Below are 21,392 nucleotides of genomic sequence, written 5' to 3' on the forward strand. Positions count from 1 at the left end.
ACAGCTTGTAATTTATCTTTGGCAGTATATTTTTTGACCATACAAAAACTGCACCTCCAATTGTTAGATGTGTCTAACAATTGGGGCGCAGTTCAGTATGGATGGCATCGTGAGGGTTTTTTTATTTTTGATCACTGAAAGGAGTTAATACTTTAATACTTTATCTAAATAATTAATAATAGATTCTTTTCCATTTGCATGTGCCTCTTGAGCACGTACGTCATCTTTTTCAAGCTTTACCTCAGCGGCTGCTACAATACGCTCTGCATCTTCCTGTGGCACGACAACGACACCGTCCACATCCCCAATAATATAATCACCAGGGCGAACAGAAACGCCTCCAATAGCAATAGGAACATTTACTTGGCCACCGCCATTTTTATTGCCAGCTGCTACCGTTGTACCAAGTGAAAATACGGGAAAGTCTAGTTCACGAATAGCTGCAATATCACGAATAACACCATCAACGACAAAGCCCTGTACACCTATACCCTTCGCTAATGAAAGAACAAAATCACCAGCAACTGCACGATTGGTATTCCCTTTAGCGTCAATTACTAAAATATCCCCTTCTTGAGTAGCTCGAATGGCTTCCAATACTGCACCATTTTCGCCATCTGGTAAGCGTACTGTTACCGCACGGCCAGCAATTTTATAATGATCTGCTAACGGTTTAATATCACTGCGTAAATTCGTATGTCCTCCTGTCGCATCTGAAACTGCAGTCGTTGGCAAATGCTTAAAACTTACTTCCACTTTTGTCATCTATAACACCCCTATTATAATTTACGAAAGCTTTACACAATTATTGTAAATAAAACTCATCTACTATTTCAATATATTTCAGAAAATTACGTAATTTATGTCGCTACTAGCATTAATAATTGTTAAAAAGATCAATCATCTGTAATAAAGTTTTTAATTAAAAATCCTGTTTTTTCTCTAACTACAGGAGTAAATTGTATAAATGATATTTATAGTAAGGCACATATAAACTTACTTTTATATAAAAATAAATATATTAAGTATAAGTTTACCAATAGGAGGCGATTGTTTTGAAAGGAGAATTTGGTGATTCGATTAAAAATAAGGTGTATGAACATAGGGTGTTAAGAAGAATGTCCCAAAAGGAGTTAGCTGACGCTGTTGGAGTTTCTAAGCAAACTATCTTTGTAATGGAAAAGAATAATTATTCCCCTTCACTAGTGTTAGCATATCGAATAGCCAACTTTTTTGAGGTTGATATAAGTGAAATATTCTCTTATGTACGAAAGGAAGATAATAATGATTGATTTATTAAACAATTGGATGTTAGAAAGTACTGATAATTTTAATATTGTTGTAGGAATTACAGCCATTCTATTACTAGGTTCTATAGTTATACTTTTCATCTTCAGTAGAAAAATTGGGCAACCCGATGAAAGAACGAATGCTATCTATCTATCTTAAAATCATTTCATGTATGTTTACTACCCAAATTATTATGAATGCTATTTTTATTTCATTAGTTGATAGTAATATCGAATACTTCCGTCAGTTCTTTCTACTACTTCAAGGCATTGTATTTTTAATTGGGGCAATTTATGCAATTAGATTATATAGAAAAGAAATTAAATAATCTTACATAGCTTAAATATTTATAAAATTTAACAAATTCATTAGAAAAGAATCCATTTTGATCAATCTTTTTTCAAAATGGATTCTTTTATTTATTTTAAAGTAGCACTACTTCATGATTCTGAAGAGCGGAAAAGTGAAGCTATAAAAAACGTGGCATGAAGTCGGCAAAAAATTACCCATGTTTTTTTAATAAATGTAATACTTCTTCCGATGTAGTAGCTACATGAACAAGTGACTTCTGTTCAGTTCGTATAAAACCTTCCTCCAGCATTTTCTGAAGTTGTTGTAAAAGCGCATCATAAAAATTATTTACATTATATAAAATTACAGGTTTTTCATGTAGTCCAATTTGTGCCCATGTAAACACTTCAAAATATTCATCCATTGTCCCTCCACCACCTGGTAAAGCTATAAAAGCATCTGCTAACTCTACCATTTTGGCTTTACGTACATGCATAGACTCAACAAAATGAAGCTCTGTTAACGAGGCATGTGCTATTTCCCGCTGCTGTAAATGAGTTGGCATCACGCCAATAACCTCTCCTCCAGCTTTTAATACTGCATCTGCAACTTTCCCCATCAGTCCTGTTTTCGAACCACCATAAACGACACCATGACCATTTTGAGCTAATACAGTCCCTAATTCGGCTGCTTTCTCTGCATAAATTGGGTTTATGCCTAAGCCGGAACCGCAATACACCGCTATTTTTATAACAATCCCTCCTACTCAAAAGACGTGACACAATAGGCTACATATTGTCTCACGTCTTTTGATCATTTATTTTCTTCAATTACTTTTTTCTGCACGTAGCTGCGCATTCGGTCATAAATTTTAGCATAGTGCATTTCCTATTTACGTAAATGACTTGTTTGTGCCTGCCGCTCCGCTTTCGGCCAGAAAGCAATGTTTCCCTTACTATACACATTAAAATTTAAGCATAGTTTATTTCCTATTTACGTAAATGGCTCGTTTGTTTTAGCATATGACTGATGCGGCTCACAATTGATTCAATTGCCTCAGGATTTTTTAATAAATCATAATCATTAATATCCAAACGAAGAACTGGGCATGAATTAAAATTATTGATCCAGTTCTCATAGCGGTCATGCATTTCAATCCAATAATCATTCGGTGTTTGTTGCTCCATTGTACGTCCACGCTCTTGAATACGACCAATTACAGCATCAATTGGCCCCTCTAAATAAACAAGTAAATCTGGATGTGGGAAATACGGTGTCATCACCATCGCATCAAATAAATTTGTATACGTCTCGTAATCCGTTGGGCTCATTGTACCTTTGTCATAATGCATCTTAGCAAAAATCCCTGTATCTTCGTAGATTGAACGGTCCTGAATAAACCCGCCTCCATATTCAAAGATTCGTTTCTGCTCCTTAAAACGCTCCGCTAAAAAATACACCTGTAAATGGAAGCTCCATTTTTCAAAGTCCTCATAAAATTTATCTAAATATGGGTTAGTATCCACCTTTTCAAATGAAGTACGGAAATTTAACGCTTCTGCCAACGCCTTTGTCATTGTTGACTTCCCTACACCAACCGTACCAGCGATTGTAATGACCGTTTGTGGAGGAATACCATATTTCTCTCTCAAATTCATTGTTGCAAGCTCCTTTGTTGTAACGTATCCTTTATTGTTTGTAAAACATATTTCAAATCATTTGGATTTTTTACGAAATCAAGCTGATCACCATTAAATCGAATAACAGGAATATCAGGATGCATATTCTCAAAATGCTCGATAAAGGAATGATAATCTGCCACCAGTTGCTCCATGTAATCCCGTGAAATCATTTTTTCAAATTCACGACCACGCATCGCAATACGTTTCATCAATGTATCAACACTGGCATGTAAATAAACAACTACATTCGGTACAGGCATATCTTTCGTTAATATTTTATATATTTCCTCGTATTTATCATACTCAGCTGATGCCAATGTACGCTTTGCAAATATTAAATTTTTAAAAATATGGTAGTCCGCTACAACAGGTTTATCATCTGTTAAACGGAAATTTTTTATATCCGATAATTGTTTGTAGCGATTACATAGGAAGAACATTTCCGTCTGGAAACTCCACTCCTCTATGTTTTCATAAAACTTATTTAGAAAAGGGTTTTCGTCTACTATTTCTTTTAATAGATGGTAATTAAATGTCGCTGCAATCTCTTTAGATAAAGAGGTTTTACCAACACCAATCGGACCTTCTACCGTAACAAATGGAACCGTCACCAGAAGCTCCTCCTTTATGTTCTATGGATTCTATCGTCAATTACCCGTCTCTCGGGGTTTGTATTATATTGTAGCTATTGCTTCGCTTTCAATGCGTCCGGAATCGGCTGAAAGAAGTTAAAAATAAATCAGTGTTTTTCATTGTATCATAGTGAGAAAGTGAAAAACAGAACCAAACTATTTCTCTATTAAAATAGGAGGCGAAAACCAATACCGTGACATCCGCTGAAATAAATAAAAAGTAGACCCACTCAAAGTGGATCTATCTTTCCCCTTATAATTTAACTCGCTGCAAACGCAGTGCATTTAAAACGACAGATACGGAGCTAAAGGCCATCGCTGCACCTGCTACCCATGGAGCTAGTAAACCGATTGCGGCAATTGGAATACCTAATGTGTTGTAAGCGAATGCCCAGAATAAGTTTTGTTTAATGTTGCGCATTGTTTTACGACTCATGATGATAGCATCTGCAATACTGTTTAAATCGCCGCGAATCAGTGTGATATCCGCTGCTTCCATAGCAACATCTGTACCGGTACCAATCGCCATCCCAATAGTAGCTGTCGCAAGTGCCGGGGCATCATTAATGCCATCACCAACCATCGCTACTTTTTTACCCGTAGCTTGCAGTTTTTTCACTTCATTAGCTTTGCCTTCCGGAAGTACTTCGGCAATCACATGATTCACACCAACTTCTGCTCCAATTGCTTGTGCTGTACGTTCATTATCACCAGTCATCATAATTACAGTAATGCCCATCTCTTGTAGACGACTAACCGCTTCTTTTGAAGTATCTTTCACTGTATCAGCAACTGCTACTAGACCAGCATACTGACCGTTAATGGCAGCTAGCATTGCCGTTTTACCGTTTTCCTCCAATTGCTCCATTGTTGGTAGAATATCATCCATATGAATACTGTATTGTTGCATCAATTTACGTGTACCGATGATAACGCCTTGACCAGAGACCGTCGCTTGCACACCGTAACCCGGTATTGCTTCAAAGAATTGAACATCTCCTAGATTAATACCGCGATCAACAATCCCTTGAACAATTGCTTCTGCTAACGGATGCTCTGATTGCTTCTCTGCTGCACCAATCAACGATAAAAAGCGTGCTTCATCTTGATTTGCTGCTAGTATAACATCCGTTAATACAGGTTTGCCGTGTGTCACTGTACCTGTTTTATCAACAACTACTGTATCGATGCTTTGTGTCTGCTCTAAATGTTCTCCACCTTTAAATAAAATACCAAATTCCGCTGCACGACCAGAACCCGCCATAATAGAAGTTGGCGTTGCTAATCCAAGCGCACATGGACAAGCGATAACGAGAACTGCAATTAAAACTTCAAGTGCAGGCGTAAATTCACCAGGTTGCACCCAAATAATCCAAATTAAAAACGTGACAAGTGCAATGCCAACAACGATTGGTACAAAAATACCTGAAATTTGATCTGCTAAGCGCTGAATTGGCGCTTTGGAGCCTTGTGCATCTTCTACAACTTTAATAATTTGTGCTAAGGCTGTTTCACGACCGACTTTAGTCGTCGTCATTTTAATGAAGCCATTTTTATTTATAGTAGAACCAAATAATAGGTCACCTTGCTTTTTATCAACAGGTAAACTTTCCCCTGTTAACATTGATTGATCTACAGCTGTTGTTCCTTCTAATACCTTACCATCAACAGGAATTTTTTCACCAGGCTTCACTAAAATAATGTCACCAATGACTACTTCTTCTAACGGTACTTCTTTCTCTACACCGTCACGAACAACGATGGCCGTTTTTGCCTGAAGGCCCATTAATTTCTTGATTGCTTCAGATGAGCGACCCTTTGCTTTTGCCTCAAATAATTTACCTAATAAAATTAAAGTAATTAATACGGCACTCGTTTCAAAATATAGGTGAGGGGCATGATGTGACCCCGCAGTAATAATTGCTTGATATACGCTATAAAAATACGCCGCAGATGTTCCCATTACTACAAGTACATCCATATTGGCACTACCATTACGTAAAGCTTTGTAGGCTCCAACGTAAAATTGTTTCCCAATAATAAATTGAACAGGCGTAGCCAACACCATTTGCACCCATGGATTCGTTAAAAATTCAGGAACATATAAAAATGATGTAAATGAAAAATGTCCTACCATCGTCCACAGTAATGGTAATGAAAGAATGGCCGATAAAATAAATTTTTTCTGCTGTTGTTTGATGGCCAGCTCACGATGATCCACAGTTTCTTGCTCATCTGCCTTTTGATGAGCCTCATATCCTAATTTCTCAACCTTTGCAATAATATCTGCAATCGTCACCTCAGATGGATTAAATTCTATAGTAGCTTTTTCGAGTGCTAAGTTAACGTTTGCAGAGGATACACCTGCTAGTTTATTTAAACCCTTCTCTATACGTGTAGCACAGGCTGCGCATGTCATGCCCGTAATATTGAATTCTGTTTTTTGCTTCACGACACCATAACCAAGTGCTTCAATTTTCTTTTCAAAGTCTTCTTCGTTTAATTTTGTCGGATCATATTTAATGGATGATTTTTCAAGAGCTAAATTAACTGTCGCTTGTTCTACACCATCCATTTTATTTAAACCTTTTTCTATACGAGACGCACAGGCTGCACATGTCATACCTGTAATTTGCAAATTTGCTTCTTTTATTTCCGAACTCATCATCATTTCTCCTCTCCACATACCAACACGGGGTATGTTAAATTGAAAATAAGAGAGTGCTACAAGAGCACCCTATTTATATTATTTAACGTCATAGCCTTGATCATCGATCGTTTCTTTAATTTGGTCTAGAGATACTTGTGTTTCGTCAAATGCTACATCTACTAAACCTTCTGCTAAGTTTACTTTTACTTGTTCAACGCCAGTTAAAGCGCCAACACTTTTTTCTACTGAGTTTACACAATGTCCACATGACATTCCTTGTACGTTTAAAGTTACGTTTTGCATAAATATCTCTCCTTTAATGTTAAGTACTGTATAGGGGTATATATTTCTTAAAAAAATTTACTTTTTCATTAACTTTTGAATAGTCACTACTAATTCATCTAACACTGCATCATCACCTTCTGATAGGCGATCTACTACACATCCCTTTAAATGACCTTCTAATAATATCTTTGCAACACTATTTAAAGCAGACTGTGTGGCAGACAGTTGCGTAATAATATCATCACAGTAAACGTCTTTGTCAATCATCCCTTTAATACCTCGGATTTGACCTTCAATTCGATTTAAACGAGTCGTTAAATCCTTTTTAACGCGTTCAGGATGATGACTTTTTCGGCACGAAGTAGCTTCCTCTGTATGACAAGCATCTTCTTTCACTTTATCCTCCATTTAATACACCTCCTACCTTACAATTTTATATTACCATACCTACGAAGGGTATGTAAAGCCGAAAATTTTTAGAATTTTTTAATGATGATGGTGATGATTTGACTGCTCATTTATTATTGTACATAAAATGGAGTTATCATGCTTATGTGCTACTGTTTCCAATTGAATCGTTACGTGCTTTATGCCCTTATGCTCAAGATTATGTTCAATTTCTCGTAATATATGCTCACTATCCGCAATTTTTAGCTGGCCATCAACAACTGCATGACAAGAAAGTGCATTTGTTCCGCTTGTTATTGTCCAAATGTGTAAATCGTGAATGCTATGCACACTATCTGTCTGTACAATAGTTTGTATAATTTCTTCAACGTCTACGTTTGAAGGTGTTCCTTCCAAAAGAACATGAACAGCAGCCTTCGTTACATAGTAGCCGCTTCTCAATACTAATATTGCAACAATAACACTCGCCAATGGATCAGCCCAGCCCCAACCAAAAAACATCATTAATAATGCGGCTACGATGGCCCCTACAGATCCAAGCATATCGCTTAATACGTGTAAAAAAGCTCCACGCATATTTAAATTATCTTGTGTATCACTGCCACGCATCATAATCCAAGCGACTAAAATATTGATCAAAAGACCGATTGTACTAATAATCAACATCCCTGTAGTTGCCACTTCTGGTGGATTTGCAAAACGTTTTATTGCTTCATAGAAAATGAATAAAGCAATAAAAATTAATGTCACACCGTTTAATACTGCTGCTAAAATTTCAAATCGTTTATAACCGTACGTTTTACTATAGCTTGCAGCCTTTTCTCCCAATATAAAGGCAAGTAAGGCTATTGCTAATGAAATGGCATCACTTAACATATGACCTGCATCGGATAAAAGAGCCAAACTATTTGTTAAATAGCCACCAATCACTTCAACAATCATATAACTCGTAATAATAATAAATGATACTATTAAAACCTTTTTGTTTGCGCCATGTGTATGATCATGGCTGTGATCATGATTATGTCCCATGTTTTATCCCCCCATTATCTAGTTATGTGTAGCATGCTCAATAGCTTGCATCAACAAATTCATAATGTGATCATCATCTGTTGAATAATATAAAGTTGTACCTTCTCTTCTATATTTCACTAACCGTAAATTTTTCAAAAAACGTAATTGATGTGAAACTGTTGATTGACCTAAATCTAAAACCTTAGCAATGTCGTTGACTGCATGTTCATCCGTACATAATAAATTTAAAATACGAATTCTTGTCGGATCACTTAATGCTTTAAATGTTTGAGACACGACAAATAGAGTTTCTTCGTCTAAATGTTGCTTTTTGTTATCCTGAACCTCTGTATTTCGTAATTTTTCATCCATTTAGTTTACTCCTAACCTTTTTATATTTATATATGAGAATATGTTCATATATAAATATAAATAGTTTTTTTGGAAATGTCAACGTTTTACGTTCTTACCGAATCCAGACGCGATTATTCCGAGACATACTTGATAGTAGCAATTGTCAATTAAGCAAGATACACTAAGTGATAAGGAGAGATCATAGTGGATATTTTTAAAACAGACCGATTGTTTATGAACAGTGCACTAGAAGAAGCTAAGAAAGCAGCTTTACTTGGAGAAGTGCCAATAGGGGCTGTGCTTGTATATGATGGAGAGATTATTGCACGAGCTCATAATTTACGAGAAACAACACAAAATGCAACGACGCATGCTGAATTAATGGTTATTCAAGATGCTTGTAAAAAAATAGGAAGCTGGCGTCTTGAAAAAACAACACTCTATGTGACACTTGAACCTTGCCCTATGTGTGCAGGTGCAATTTTGCAATCTCGTGTGCCGCGTGTCGTATATGGTGCAAGGGATATAAAAGCAGGCTGTGTAGATTCACTCTATCGATTATTAAACGATGCACGCTTTAACCATGAATGCGAAGTAACAGAAGGAATTTTAGCTGAGGAATGCGGACAAATCTTAACCGATTTTTTCCGAGCATTACGTGAACGAAAAAAAGCAGAGAAAAAGGCACGACAAGCTTTAGTTGTTGAAAATGAAAAATTTTAAAAATTTCACATAGTGAAGAAGGTGTCTCAGATTGAGGCACCTTCTTTTCTATGATTAGGGGATAGCATATATATGAAATAGGTTGTAATAGCGACAACATTATTCATAACAATAATGTTTTTAAATACGCAGTCTAAAAAAAATGGAAAAAGCGATATAGCAAGTACATTACTGACTAACCTAAAGAAAAATTTCAATACACATAAACCATTGACATGCATAAACTGAAAAGGGAAAATATAACTAGTAATAATTTAATTTAAAAGGTAATTAATAGGGAGGTAATGTTTTAATGCCTATTTTTGATAGAGTGAAGTTCGATGGTTTACGCTCACGCGATTGGTTAATCTACAAGCATCCGAATGAAAAGCTAGTGTTAGGTACTACACTTATCGTCAACGAAGGTCAAGTAGCCATTTTTGTAAAGGGTGGGCAAATATGTGATGTATTTAATTCAGGCACACATGTTTTATCAACCAATAACTTACCATTACTTCACCATGTTGTGAATTTTACTTATGGAGGGGATACACCTTTTTCAGCAGAAATCTACTTTATAAATCTAACGGTAAAATTAGATTTATATTGGGGAACCTCTGATCCTATTCAACTAATTGACCCAAAATACTTTGTAAAATTACGTATACGAGCATTTGGACAATTGGCTCTTCGCCTTGATGACTATTTATTATTCTTTACAGAAGTTATAGGCTCTATGAATAAAGATGATATTGTTAGTTTCGAAAAAGTACAAGATTACTTTAAAGGTTCTCTTATTACATCCATAAAAACTGAACTTGCAAATAAAATTATTAATGAGAAAATCTCTGCACTAGAAATAACAACAGAGCTTCATAATATTTCAAATAGTTTAAAAGGAAAAATATCTGAAGAATTCAATGCGTATGGTTTTATAATGGCCCATTTCCATATTCAATCAATTAATTTCCCAGAGGAAGATTTCAATAAAATAAATGAAATTTTACAAGATAAAGCTAAGTTCGAAATTATGGGTGACAATCGTTATGTAACACAACGTAGCTTTGATATATATGAATCTGCTGCATCAAATGAGAATGGAGTAGCTGGATTATTTGCTACAAGTGGAGTTGGCTTAGGCGTAGGGCAAGGTATGGTGACTATGATGAATCAACAAGTACAACAGCCTAGCAATAATGTTACACATAAAATATGTCCTTCTTGCCATGGTAATATCTTATCTACTAGTAAATTTTGCAACTTATGTGGTGAAAATTTAACGCTAAAGGTCATTACATGCCATTCTTGTCAGAGTGAAAACGAGGAATCATCAAAATTCTGTTCTTCTTGTGGAACTAGTTTACACAAGCCTGTTTGTTCATGTGGACAAGAACTAGATGTTACTTCGAAATTTTGTAATAACTGCGGTACTCCAGTCGAATCAATTCAATAGATAATCATAACAGTGTAGTTAAAAACGATACATCGGAAAATGTAAATTAAACAAATATCATTGATTAGGAGATATTGACATGAAAAATATCGAATGTCCACAATGTGGTGCAGCGGCTGATGTCACATTAGCTCAATGTAAATATTGTGGTGAAAAATTCAATTTCCAAAAAGAACAGCAAATTGTGCAACAACCAGTTTATCAACAGCAATCACAACCTGTATATCAAACACAGCCCCAATATTCAGCTCCTATGTTTGACGGCATCGATCCTTCTTGGCCTATAAAAAATAAAACAGTCGCAGGGGTACTAGCTATCTTTTTAGGTGGAATCGGAATCCATAAATTTTACTTAGGGAAAATTGGACAAGGTATATTGTACCTCATCTTCTTCTGGACATATATTCCGGCCCTTATAGGCTTTATAGAGGGCGTTATTTACTTGCTTTCTAACGAACATAACTTCTCTGTGAAACATCGAGTTCGACCTCGCTAACCTACTTTTTTAAAAAAGAAAAACTACTGTAGAGATTAGATATTTTCAACAGTAGTTTTTTCTTTTAGCCGCTTTGTTTTCGACTCGGCTTACTTTGGAGCGATTACTTCTTTTCCGCCCATATATGGTCTTAATACTTCAGGAATTACTACGCTTCCGTCAGCTTGCTGATAATTTTCTAGGATTGCTGCTACTGTACGGCCGATTGCAAGACCTGAGCCGTTTAATGTGTGTACATACTCTGGTTTTGCATTTGGCTCACGACGGAAGCGAATATTTGCTCGACGTGCTTGGAAATCTTCAAAGTTAGAGCATGAAGAGATTTCGCGGTACATATTTTGAGCTGGAATCCAAACTTCTAAATCGTACTTTTTCGCAGCAGTAAAGCCTAAATCAGCTGTACACATTTTTAGTTTGCGGTATGGTAACCCTAATAATTGTAGTACTTTTTCTGCATGACCTGTTAATAGTTCTAGCTGTTCATAAGATTCTTCTGGTTTAACAAAGCGTACTAATTCTACTTTGTTGAATTGATGTTGGCGAATTAAACCACGTGTATCGCGTCCCGCAGAACCTGCTTCTGAACGGAAGCATGCACTATATGCTGCAAAGCCATGTGGTAATGCTTCAGCTGGTAAAATTTCATCACGATAGAAGTTTGTCACAGGTACTTCTGCTGTTGGAATCATGAAATAATCTGTGTCATCTAACTTAAAGACATCTTCTTCAAATTTAGGTAGTTGTCCTGTCCCTGTTAAGCTATCACGATTGACAATTACAGGTGGTAACATTTCTTCATAACCATGCTCTTCTGCATGTAAGTCCATCATAAACGTCATTAAAGCACGTTCTAAACGAGCGCCAAGACCACGATAGAATAAGAAACGACTACCAGTCACTTTTGCACCACGTTCAAAGTCAACAATTTGTAAGTCTGTAGCGATATCCCAGTGTGCTTTAATGTCAAAATCAAATGTTGGGATCTCACCCCAAGTATATTCTTCCACATTATCGTCCTCTGTTGTGCCAACTGGTACAGATTCATGTGGAACGTTTGGTAAACGCATCATCATATCGTTAAAGCGTTCTTCTACATCATTTAATTGAACATCTAGCTCTTTAATTTCATCGCCAACTTGACGCATACGTGCAATAACTTCATCCGCATTTTCTTTGTTACGCTTCATAATAGAAATTTGCTCAGATACTTTATTGCGCTCAGCTTTAAGCTCTTCTGTTTTTGCAATTAATTCACGACGCTTTGCATCTAATTGCTCAAAATCGTCTAAGTTTCCTAAATCCTCATTACGTGTTAATAGCATTTCTTTAATTTCCGCGAAATTATCGCGCACGCGTTTAATATCTAACATCGTCATACCTCCAGTAGATTCTTAATGATGGGAAAATAGTTAGTAAAAACACAAAAAAGCCCTCATCCCCAAAAGGGACGAGAGCTACCCGCGTTGCCACCCTAATTGATTAGACACATTGTACTTTGTCTAATCCACTTATTTCATAACGGCATTTCAGCCGGCGACAGCCTACTTCATTAACTTCGACTGCGCAACTCCAGGACGGATTCACAAGTGCTTTTATCAGCTTCCACCACCCGCTGACTCTCTAAAAAAAACGTGCTTGCTACTACTTCCCATCATCGTGTTCAGTTATTTAAATTTTATCCATACTGTACTATATGAAGTGAAAATTTGCAAGTCATACCATAGAAGATACAAAATATTCAAGAATTCGTGCATCTGACGTTAATTCTGGATGGAAGGAACATCCTAAGAAATGGCCGTCCTTTGCTAACACGATCTTGCCTTCATGCTCCGCTAATATTTCAACACCTTCACCTATGGAAACAATATGTGGCGCACGTATAAAGACTGCCGGAATAGCAGCACCTATTTCCGGTATGTCGAGCTTCACTTCAAAGCTATCTACCTGACGTCCATAAGAATTCCGTGCAACTACCACATCCATTACTGCTAAATGTGATTCATAATCCACTAATTCCTTTGCTAATAAAATCAATCCTGCACATGTTCCAAACATCGGTAAACCGTGCTTTGCAAGTGCGCGAATTGGCTCCAATAGCTCATAGCGATTCAGCAATTTCCGCATCGTTGTACTTTCTCCACCAGGCAAAACAAGTCCATCAAGCTTCTCTAAATCAGCACTTTGTTTTACTAAGACCGTTTCGCATCCAAGAGACTCTAACATTTGCACATGCTCTCTTACCGCTCCCTGTAATGCTAAAACACCGATTCGCTTCATTTTTTACCAGCCTCGCTCTTGCATACGCTCATTTTGACTAAGCTGTGCAATATCGATGCCTTTCATCGGAACACCTAGCTCTTTTGAAATTTCAGCAATTAACTTGTAGTCCTTATAATGCGTAGTAGCCTCAACAATTGCACGAGCAAATTTCTCTGGGTTCTCTGATTTAAAAATACCAGAACCAACAAATACACCGTCTGCTCCAAGCTCCATCATTAATGCTGCATCCGCTGGAGTAGCAACCCCACCTGCTGCGAAATTCACTACTGGTAAACGGCCAAGACGCTTAATTTCTCTTAATAATTCAAAAGGAGCACCGAGCAATTTAGCCTCGGTCATTAATTCATCCTCTGTCATACCAACTACCTTACGTACTTGCGCATTCACTTTACGCATATGACGAACTGCCTCAACAATATTACCTGTCCCTGGTTCCCCTTTAGTTCGTAGCATAGAAGCTCCCTCACCAATGCGTCGAGCAGCTTCGCCTAAATCACGACACCCACAAACAAAGGGCACTGTGTAATCACTTTTTAATAAATGAAACTCTTCATCTGCTGGCGTTAATACTTCACTTTCATCAATATAATCGACACCCATTGCTTCTAACACTCTTGCTTCTACAATATGTCCAATACGTGCTTTAGCCATTACAGGAATGGATACTGCCCCCAATACCTCCTCGACAATACGAGGATCAGCCATACGTGCAACACCACCCGCCTTGCGAATGTCTGATGGTACTCGCTCTAATGCCATAACAGCTACAGCTCCCGCCGCTTCCGCAATTTTCGCCTGTTCTGCATTAATAACATCCATAATGACGCCACCCTTTTGCATTTCCGCCATCCCGCGCTTAACTAATTCTGTACCTGTTTGTTTCATGATTTCTAACCTCCACCTTTATGATGAAATTTAGTATAATGGAAATTGACCATATAAAAATATCCAGTTTATAAAATAATCGTAAGGTCAGGAGAATTAATGCACATGGACATGCTATTATTCCAACTAGAAAAAAATGGTGAAAAACCGCTCTACGATCAGCTTTATCGCGGCATTAAAGAAGCTATTATTACAAATAAAATAGCAGTAGGAGAAAAATTACCATCAAAAAGAAAATTAGCCGATTTTTTGAATATTTCACAAACAACAATTGAAATTGCCTATGCACAGCTACTTGCTGAAGGGTATATTATGTCTAAATCCCGTGTCGGTTATTTTGTAGAGGAAATTGACGAGCTTCCGTATATTCAGCAGGATACAATAACTTCCTTAAACGAACAACCTAAGAAAAAATCGTACAAGATAGATTTTAATCCTGGTTCGATCGATATTGATGCCTTCCCTTTTCAGACATGGCGAAAATATGCGAAAGAGCTCTTTGATGATGCCTCAAAGGAATTATTATTAACAGGTGAGCCTCAGGGAGAACTATCTTTGCGAACAGAGATTGCTAATTATTTATTTCAATCACGCGGGGTTGTTTGTAGTCCCGAGCAAATTGTCATCGGTTCAGGAACAGAACAGCTTCTACCAATGATTTTGCGCCTCTTTAGTGACAATACTTGTTTTGCCCTTGAAAACCCTGGATATCCAGCTGTGCATCGTATGTTTTCCCAACATAAGCGAAAGGTTTATCCAATTGCAGTCGATGATGAAGGAATTATCATTCATGAGCTCGAAAAAACTAGCGCTGACGTTGTTTATATCACGCCATCTCACCAATTCCCTACAGGAGCAGTATTATCGGCGACAAGACGTGCACAGGCTTTAAATTGGGCCTCACAAAGCTCCTCTCGATACATTATTGAAGATGATTATGATTCTGAATTTCGTTATACTGGAAAACCAATTCCTGCACTTCATGCATTAGATCGAAATGATAAAGTAATTTATATGAGTACATTTACAAAATCATTAATGCCGTCCTTGCGCGTCGCTTATTTTGTACTTCCACCAAAATTACTTGCCGCTTATAATGACGTATTTAACTACTACTCATCGACAGTACCTCGTTTCGATCAACATATTGTAGCTAATTTTATGCGTGACGGCCATTTTGCTAAGCATTTAAATCGAATGAGGAAGATATATCGAAAAAAGCATGAAAAACTTACTTCTATTTTAGAAAACTATTCTAATCAAATTAACATTACTGGTGAGCAAGCAGGCATGCATATTTTACTCGATGTACAACATACTTTGTCTGAAAAGCAATTACAGCAGTTTGCTTCCAATGCGGAGATCAGAATCTATCCACTCTCTGATTATCGCTTGGATCACTCTTCACCCTTAAAAGCTCAATTTTTACTAGGCTTTGGAGGCATACCTGTACATGAAATTGAACCTTCTATCGAAAAGCTAATGAACTGTTGGGATATACAGAAAAAAAACCAATCAACCTCACGTTAAAAGGTTGAATGGTTTTTCTTTGATATTATGATTCTATTAGCTGAATATTATAAAGCTCAAACCATGTATGAATTTGACCCAGATAAGCTAAAAGCTGTGGACCTGCCATTAATTGTCCATACCAAGGAACTTTGAAAGAACTGCCACCCGATTCAATGAGCTCTATTAGTTTCTGTCGTTCAAATAATTCATGAAGAATTGAGTTTTTGTCCTCCATTATGCCTTTGAGCCATTTTTGAACGCCCGCTGTATAAACTGGATGATACGTTTTAGGATACGGGTTCTTTTTCCGATATAAAACTTCTTCTGGCAATAAATGCTGCATTGCTTTACGAAGTAAACCCTTTTCCATACCGTTTAAATTTTTCATTTCCCAAGGAATATTCCACGTATATTCTACAAGACGATGATCTGCAAACGGCACACGGACTTCAAGACTCGCCCCCATGCTCATACGGTCTTTTCGTTCCAGCAATGTTTGCATAAACCATACCATATTCAAATAAAACATTTCTCGTTGCCTTACTTCCTCAATACTCTCCCCATCAAGATATGGTACTTCAGCAATTGTCTCCGAAAAAGCCTGTTGCGCATATGATTCAACTTTTAATTTCTTACGCCATCGCTCTTGTAACATTGTTGATCTTTCAGACAATGAACGAATCCATGGAAAACCTGTAGTCGTTTCTGTAAACCATGGATAACCACCGAAAATTTCATCTGCACATTCACCTGATAGCGCAACGGTAAAATCCTTTTTAATTTCTCGACAAAACCATAATAACGATGAGTCAACATCTGCCATTCCTGGTGAATCTCTAACGATGACAGATTCTACTAAGCAATCGATTAATTGCTGCTGAGAAATTTCTTCAGCATGGTGTGTTGTACTAAAGGTATCTGTCATTTTTTGAATCCAATACGTGTCCGTGGATGTTTGAAAAGCATGTGGATTAAAAAAACGTTCATTATCCTCGTAGTCTATAGAGTACGTATGAAGTTTGCCTTTATTTTGTTGCTGAAACATGGTTGCAGCAATTCCCGTAATAATACTGGAATCTAATCCTCCTGAAAGTAATGTACAGATTGGTACGTCTGAAACAAGCTGTCGTTCAATAGCATCCGTTAGTAAAAAACGGACATGATCGATTGTCTCCTCTAATGACTCTTCATGATGTTTACTCTGTAACTGCCAATACTGCCAAACGCGTATACCCTCTCTAGAAAAACGCATTGCATATCCTGGACGTAACTCATTAATATTCTGAAAAGGTGACTTTCCGGGCGTTCTAGACGGTCCTACAGCCATAATATTTGCTAGCCCTTCCGTATTAACGGTTGTTTTAATCAATGGATGAGCTAATAATGCTTTCACTTCGGATGCAAAAAGTAAGCCGTCTTGTTGTTCTGTGTAAAATAAAGGCTTTACACCTAATCTGTCTCGGCATAAAAACAGAGATTGTGATTGTTCATCCCATACACCAAAAGCGTAAATTCCATTTAAAAAATCAACACACTGCTCTTTCCATTCAATATAAGCAGTTAATAATACTTCCGTATCTGAATGTGTTGTAAAAAGATGCCCTCTCTTTTGCAGCTCTTTTCTTAGTTCTTCTGTATTATATAGCTCGCCATTATATGTAATGACATAGTTTGCACCATCGTGTACTTTTTTCATCGGTTGCTTCCCACCGATTAAATCTATGACGGCTAGCCGACGATGACCAAATGCAATATGCTCACTACACCAAATATTTTCATCATCTGGCCCTCGTTTATTTAACGTTTGCGTCATTAACTTTAGAATGTCATTAGTTGTTCTTAAATCCTTTTGAAAGCTAGCCCATCCTGTAATACCACACATTTAGCCACATCCTTTCGCCTAATAGCGTATGCAGTAAAGCGTAAAAATGTGAAAAAGGAACACGTAGATGTTTTAAAAACATCTACGTGTTCCTTTTATTAATTATTATCAATTATGCCTCGGCATAATTGTGTCTGGAATCGGCCGGAGGCTTTAACTTATTTCAGAAGATGTTTGGACAGCCGCTGGAAAGTAACTTAAACCCGCATTCATCTCCGTCTATAGAGGTGGAGACTTCTACTGAAATAAGTTAAAATAAGCCACCAACAAAGTCAGTAATGCCACTCCATAAGTTTCCGAAGAAGCTACCAACACCTTGGAAGAATAATGAGATACCGCTAGCGCGCTCCACAGTCTCTGTTGTAACAACATCGGCTTTAAGGTCCTTACCGTCAATAAAACCGTAATCTGTGCCCTCTGAGCGTTCAATAACTAACTTCCCGACAACTGTATCCTTCTTAACCTCTGCTTCAAGACTCTTTTTATCTAAAACTAGTTTAGGTTTATATAAATCTTTCTCAGATGACTTAACCATAAATGAAACTGGTTCTTTAACAGCAATCGCTACTTTGTTTTCTTTACCTTTCGTAACTTTTACTGTTTCTTGATCTTTAAACTTATAGTTCGCTGGAATAATTTCTTGTTTTGAGAATTGTGAGAAACCATAATTAAATAATTTTGCAGTTGCATCAAAACGAGCTTTATATGAACCTTGTCCATTTGCATCTACAGCCTTCATAACAACAGCAATTAAACGTGTACCGTTGCGTTCAGCGGTACCTGTGAAGCAATGACCAGCAAACTCTGTTGTTCCTGTCTTTAAACCGTCAACGCCTTCATATTGGAACACCAATCCTGGCAACATAAAGTTCCAGTTTTCCATGTTAATTGCATCTTTTGTACCTTCACGGAACGTCTTTTTTGCAATTTTAGACGTTTTTAATACATCAGGATGATCTTTTAGTAAATGATATGCTAATTTAGCTATAGATTTAGCAGGCATTACGTTTTCATCATTTGGTCCAGTACCTGCTGGATGCATACCAAATAGATTTGCATTGTTAAGACCAGAAGAGTTTACGAATTTATAGTCTTTAAGACCAAGCTCTTCTGCTTTTTTATTCATTAGTTTTAAAAACTCAGTTTCAGTACCTGCAATTGTTTCTGCTATAGCAACTGTTGCAGCATTTGCAGAGTAAATTGCCATTGCCTCATATAATTCACGAATTGTGTAAGATCCATCTCTACGCAATGGTACATTACTTAACGCACGATCTTGAGACATTTTATACGTATAATCAGTTACATGATATTCCTGATCCCACTTAACTGTACCTGCTTTAATTGCGTCCAATAACAGGTATTCAGTCATCATTTTTGTCATACTCGCAATACCTAGTGAAGTATCTGCATTTTGTTCATATAAAATTTTTCCTGAATCTGCGTCAATTAAAATTGCAGCATCCACGTGTAGTCCTAAATCTGTTTCTGCATTTGCCTTCGCTGGAATACCTGCTAAAACACTAAATAACAAAACAGGAATTAGGAGTAAGCGTATAACAGTGTTCATTGTCTTTTTCACCTTTAAAGCCCTCCAAAAAATATTCTTGTCCTCGACATTTTATCATATATAGTAATGTCCGTGCGCACTCTCTATCATAAAAAAATGCTCTCGTGTCATCTTTGTAGACGATTCGAGAGCATAAAAGTTGCTAGTAATATATTACATCGAATAGTTTGGTGATTCTTTTGTGATTTGTACATCATGTGGATGTGATTCACGTAGACCTGCACCTGTCATACGAATAAATTGAGCATTTTCACGTAAGTACTCAAGGTTAGCTGAACCGCAATAGCCCATACCTGCACGAATACCACCGATTAGTTGATAAATTGTATCTGCTAGTGGTCCTTTGTATGGAAGGCGACCTTCAATACCCTCTGGTACTAATTTTTTCGCATCCTCTTGGAAGTATCGATCTTTTGAACCTTTTTCCATAGCTCCAATTGAACCCATACCACGGTAAACTTTAAAGCGACGACCTTGGAAGATTTCAGTTTCACCAGGAGATTCAGAAGTACCTGCAAGAAGTGAACCAAGCATTACAACGTTACCACCAGCTGCTAGAGCTTTAACGATGTCTCCTGAGTATTTAATGCCTCCATCAGCAATAATTGCTTTACCAAGCTCACGCGCTACTGTCGCACAATCGTAAACAGCTGTAATTTGTGGTACACCAACACCTGCTACGACACGAGTAGTACAAATAGATCCTGGGCCAATACCAACTTTTACTACATCTGCTCCAGCTTCAAATAATGAACGTGCACCTTCAGCAGTTGCCACGTTACCAGCGATAATTTCAAGCTCTGGATAAGATTCACGGATAGAGCGAATTGTTTGTAATACACCCTCAGAATGACCGTGAGCTGTATCGATTACTACGATGTCTACTTGTGCTTCAACCAGCTTTTCAATACGTATCATCGTATCTTTTGAAACACCAACTGCTGCCCCTACTAATAAACGACCATGTATGTCTTTAGCAGCGTTAGGGAACTCAATTACCTTCTCAATATCCTTAATTGTAATTAAGCCAGTTAATTTACCTTCTTCGTCTACAATTGGTAACTTTTCGATTTTATATTGTTGAAGAATCTTTTCAGCATCCTCTAGAGTCGTTCCAACAGGAGCTGTAATTAAATCTTCTTTTGTCATAACTTCTTCAATTTTTAAAGAATAGTCGGAAATGAAACGTAAGTCGCGGTTTGTAATGATCCCTACTAGCTTTTGGTTTTCCATACTATCAACAATTGGTACACCAGAAATTCGGTATTTACCCATTAAATGCTCAGCATCGAAAACTTGGTGAGTCGGAGTTAAGAAGAATGGGTTAGTAATAACACCATTTTCAGAACGTTTTACTTTTTCTACTTGCTCAGCTTGCTCATCAATCGACATGTTCTTATGGATAATACCGATACCACCTTGACGTGCCATAGCAATTGCCATTTTAGACTCTGTAACTGTATCCATGCCTGCGCTGATCATTGGAATATTTAATTTAATCTTCGGTGTTAGTTGAACTGATAAATCAACATCTTTCGGTAATACTTCTGAATGCGCTGGTACTAATAATACATCATCAAAAGTTAAACCTTCTTTGGCAAATTTAGTTTCCCACATTTCGTAACGTCCTCCTATAGTTAAAAGAATATTAATTGTAAGATTAACAACGTGCTAAGCTACTGTCAAGAAACTTATAAAAGAAAGACAATTCAGATTTTTCGATGTGGTAACTCTGATAGTCTTTTCGCCCTTTTTCCACTAAGTAAAATATAGGCTTTTTTAATTTCTTCTACATTTAGAATAGATAATAGTTAAGCTCTGTCTTATTTTAGGCAAGTTTTGCTGAATTATTGATAAATTATTAAGGTTTTTTATAAAAAAACAAACAGTCAGCACTCAGCTGACTGTTTACATTGCCTAGCGACGTCCTACTCTCACAGGGGGAAGCCCCCAACTACCATCGGCGCTAAAGAGCTTAACTTCCGTGTTCGGTATGGGAACGGGTG

General features: G+C 37.1%; 20 protein-coding genes, 1 rRNA gene, 1 pseudogene and 1 other annotated feature. Of the genes and pseudogenes, 6 read left to right on the forward strand and 16 right to left on the reverse strand.

The genetic code is table 11. The features are described from left to right. Nucleotides 1-144: 144 nt before the first annotated feature. A complete protein-coding gene (locus tag ACIQZA_RS25025; RefSeq protein ID WP_400941667.1) occupies nucleotides 145-765 on the reverse strand; it encodes an RraA family protein in 621 nt (206 codons plus the stop codon). Nucleotides 766-1,055: 290 nt separating this feature from the next. On the opposite strand from ACIQZA_RS25025, the gene ACIQZA_RS25030 reads away from it, so the two are divergent. Then, nucleotides 1,056-1,292 carry a helix-turn-helix transcriptional regulator gene (locus ACIQZA_RS25030; protein ID WP_400941669.1) on the forward strand — a complete coding sequence of 79 codons (237 nt, stop codon included), beginning with the start codon at nucleotides 1,056-1,058 and terminating at the stop codon, nucleotides 1,290-1,292. After that, nucleotides 1,285-1,618, forward strand: a pseudogene (locus tag ACIQZA_RS25035) (6-aminohexanoate hydrolase). Before ACIQZA_RS25030 ends, ACIQZA_RS25035 begins: the two are co-directional and overlap by 8 nt. A 174-nt stretch (nucleotides 1,619-1,792) precedes the next feature. On the opposite strand, the gene ACIQZA_RS25040 reads toward ACIQZA_RS25035, so the two are convergent. The 8 genes from ACIQZA_RS25040 to ACIQZA_RS25075 form a co-directional block, all read right to left on the reverse strand. Continuing rightward, nucleotides 1,793-2,320 carry an LOG family protein gene (locus ACIQZA_RS25040; RefSeq protein WP_400941671.1) on the reverse strand — a complete coding sequence of 176 codons (528 nt, stop codon included), beginning with the start codon at nucleotides 2,318-2,320 and terminating at the stop codon, nucleotides 1,793-1,795. Between the two features lie 250 nt (nucleotides 2,321-2,570). Further along, nucleotides 2,571-3,239 carry a deoxynucleoside kinase gene (locus tag ACIQZA_RS25045; protein ID WP_142510992.1) on the reverse strand — a complete coding sequence of 223 codons (669 nt, stop codon included), beginning with the start codon at nucleotides 3,237-3,239 and terminating at the stop codon, nucleotides 2,571-2,573. Next, the gene (locus tag ACIQZA_RS25050; RefSeq protein WP_142510991.1) at nucleotides 3,236-3,874 is read right to left on the reverse strand and encodes a deoxynucleoside kinase; all 639 of its coding nucleotides are present in this window, start codon (nucleotides 3,872-3,874) and stop codon (nucleotides 3,236-3,238) included. The genes ACIQZA_RS25045 and ACIQZA_RS25050 overlap by 4 nt, the downstream gene beginning before the upstream one ends. Before the next feature lie 274 nt (nucleotides 3,875-4,148). Then, nucleotides 4,149-6,560, reverse strand: coding sequence for a heavy metal translocating P-type ATPase (locus ACIQZA_RS25055; RefSeq protein ID WP_400941700.1), 2,412 nt, complete (start codon nucleotides 6,558-6,560; stop codon nucleotides 4,149-4,151). 81 nt (nucleotides 6,561-6,641) lie between these two features. After that, nucleotides 6,642-6,848, reverse strand: a complete 207-nt coding sequence (copZ, locus tag ACIQZA_RS25060) for a copper chaperone CopZ (RefSeq protein ID WP_323657532.1) — start codon at nucleotides 6,846-6,848, stop codon at nucleotides 6,642-6,644. A 57-nt stretch (nucleotides 6,849-6,905) separates the two neighbouring features. Beyond that, complete coding sequence (locus tag ACIQZA_RS25065) at nucleotides 6,906-7,238, reverse strand: metal-sensitive transcriptional regulator (RefSeq protein WP_142510989.1); 333 nt, start codon at nucleotides 7,236-7,238, stop codon at nucleotides 6,906-6,908. Between the two features lie 78 nt (nucleotides 7,239-7,316). Beyond that, nucleotides 7,317-8,270, reverse strand: a complete 954-nt coding sequence (locus ACIQZA_RS25070; protein ID WP_400941675.1) for a cation diffusion facilitator family transporter — start codon at nucleotides 8,268-8,270, stop codon at nucleotides 7,317-7,319. Nucleotides 8,271-8,288: 18 nt separating this feature from the next. Next, the gene (locus tag ACIQZA_RS25075; protein WP_400941677.1) at nucleotides 8,289-8,624 is read right to left on the reverse strand and encodes an ArsR/SmtB family transcription factor; all 336 of its coding nucleotides are present in this window, start codon (nucleotides 8,622-8,624) and stop codon (nucleotides 8,289-8,291) included. Between the two features lie 186 nt (nucleotides 8,625-8,810). Here ACIQZA_RS25075 and tadA point away from each other — a divergent pair, with 186 nt between their 5' ends. The 3 genes from tadA to ACIQZA_RS25090 all read left to right on the forward strand — a co-directional run bounded on the left by tadA (nucleotide 8,811) and on the right by ACIQZA_RS25090 (nucleotide 11,257). Next, nucleotides 8,811-9,329 carry a tRNA adenosine(34) deaminase TadA gene (tadA, locus tag ACIQZA_RS25080; protein ID WP_400941680.1) on the forward strand — a complete coding sequence of 173 codons (519 nt, stop codon included), beginning with the start codon at nucleotides 8,811-8,813 and terminating at the stop codon, nucleotides 9,327-9,329. 292 nt (nucleotides 9,330-9,621) lie between these two features. Continuing rightward, nucleotides 9,622-10,761 carry an SPFH domain-containing protein gene (locus tag ACIQZA_RS25085; protein ID WP_400941683.1) on the forward strand — a complete coding sequence of 380 codons (1,140 nt, stop codon included), beginning with the start codon at nucleotides 9,622-9,624 and terminating at the stop codon, nucleotides 10,759-10,761. A 253-nt stretch (nucleotides 10,762-11,014) separates the two neighbouring features. After that, nucleotides 11,015-11,257 carry a TM2 domain-containing protein gene (locus ACIQZA_RS25090; RefSeq protein ID WP_255505312.1) on the forward strand — a complete coding sequence of 81 codons (243 nt, stop codon included), beginning with the start codon at nucleotides 11,015-11,017 and terminating at the stop codon, nucleotides 11,255-11,257. A gap of 89 nt (nucleotides 11,258-11,346) precedes the next feature. Here the strand turns inward: ACIQZA_RS25090 and serS are convergent, their stop codons facing one another. The 3 genes from serS to pdxS form a co-directional block, all read right to left on the reverse strand. Continuing rightward, nucleotides 11,347-12,627, reverse strand: a complete 1,281-nt coding sequence (gene serS, locus ACIQZA_RS25095) for a serine--tRNA ligase (RefSeq protein ID WP_400941686.1) — start codon at nucleotides 12,625-12,627, stop codon at nucleotides 11,347-11,349. Nucleotides 12,628-12,697: 70 nt separating this feature from the next. After that, nucleotides 12,698-12,921, reverse strand: a binding site (T-box leader). A 49-nt stretch (nucleotides 12,922-12,970) separates the two neighbouring features. Further along, the gene (gene pdxT / locus ACIQZA_RS25100; RefSeq protein WP_400941688.1) at nucleotides 12,971-13,534 is read right to left on the reverse strand and encodes a pyridoxal 5'-phosphate synthase glutaminase subunit PdxT; all 564 of its coding nucleotides are present in this window, start codon (nucleotides 13,532-13,534) and stop codon (nucleotides 12,971-12,973) included. Between the two features lie 3 nt (nucleotides 13,535-13,537). Beyond that, complete coding sequence (pdxS, locus tag ACIQZA_RS25105) at nucleotides 13,538-14,422, reverse strand: pyridoxal 5'-phosphate synthase lyase subunit PdxS (protein ID WP_132364678.1); 885 nt, start codon at nucleotides 14,420-14,422, stop codon at nucleotides 13,538-13,540. A gap of 105 nt (nucleotides 14,423-14,527) precedes the next feature. Here pdxS and pdxR point away from each other — a divergent pair, with 105 nt between their 5' ends. After that, nucleotides 14,528-15,952: a MocR-like pyridoxine biosynthesis transcription factor PdxR gene (gene pdxR, locus ACIQZA_RS25110; RefSeq protein WP_400941693.1), complete on the forward strand. Its 1,425-nt coding sequence runs from the start codon at nucleotides 14,528-14,530 to the stop codon at nucleotides 15,950-15,952. Nucleotides 15,953-15,977: 25 nt separating this feature from the next. Here the strand turns inward: pdxR and asnB are convergent, their stop codons facing one another. From asnB to rrf, 4 genes are all read right to left on the reverse strand, one after another. Beyond that, nucleotides 15,978-17,816, reverse strand: a complete 1,839-nt coding sequence (gene asnB, locus ACIQZA_RS25115; RefSeq protein ID WP_402884539.1) for an asparagine synthase (glutamine-hydrolyzing) — start codon at nucleotides 17,814-17,816, stop codon at nucleotides 15,978-15,980. A gap of 250 nt (nucleotides 17,817-18,066) precedes the next feature. After that, a complete protein-coding gene (locus ACIQZA_RS25120; RefSeq protein ID WP_400941698.1) occupies nucleotides 18,067-19,398 on the reverse strand; it encodes a D-alanyl-D-alanine carboxypeptidase family protein in 1,332 nt (443 codons plus the stop codon). Between the two features lie 141 nt (nucleotides 19,399-19,539). Then, nucleotides 19,540-21,003: an IMP dehydrogenase gene (gene guaB / locus ACIQZA_RS25125; protein WP_142510978.1), complete on the reverse strand. Its 1,464-nt coding sequence runs from the start codon at nucleotides 21,001-21,003 to the stop codon at nucleotides 19,540-19,542. A 298-nt stretch (nucleotides 21,004-21,301) separates the two neighbouring features. Next, nucleotides 21,302-21,392: ribosomal RNA gene (rrf, locus tag ACIQZA_RS25130) — 5S ribosomal RNA — on the reverse strand; the annotation flags it as partial.

Source organism: Lysinibacillus sp. NPDC096382, from assembly GCF_044762845.1.
Taxonomy (GTDB): domain Bacteria; phylum Bacillota; class Bacilli; order Bacillales_A; family Planococcaceae; genus Lysinibacillus.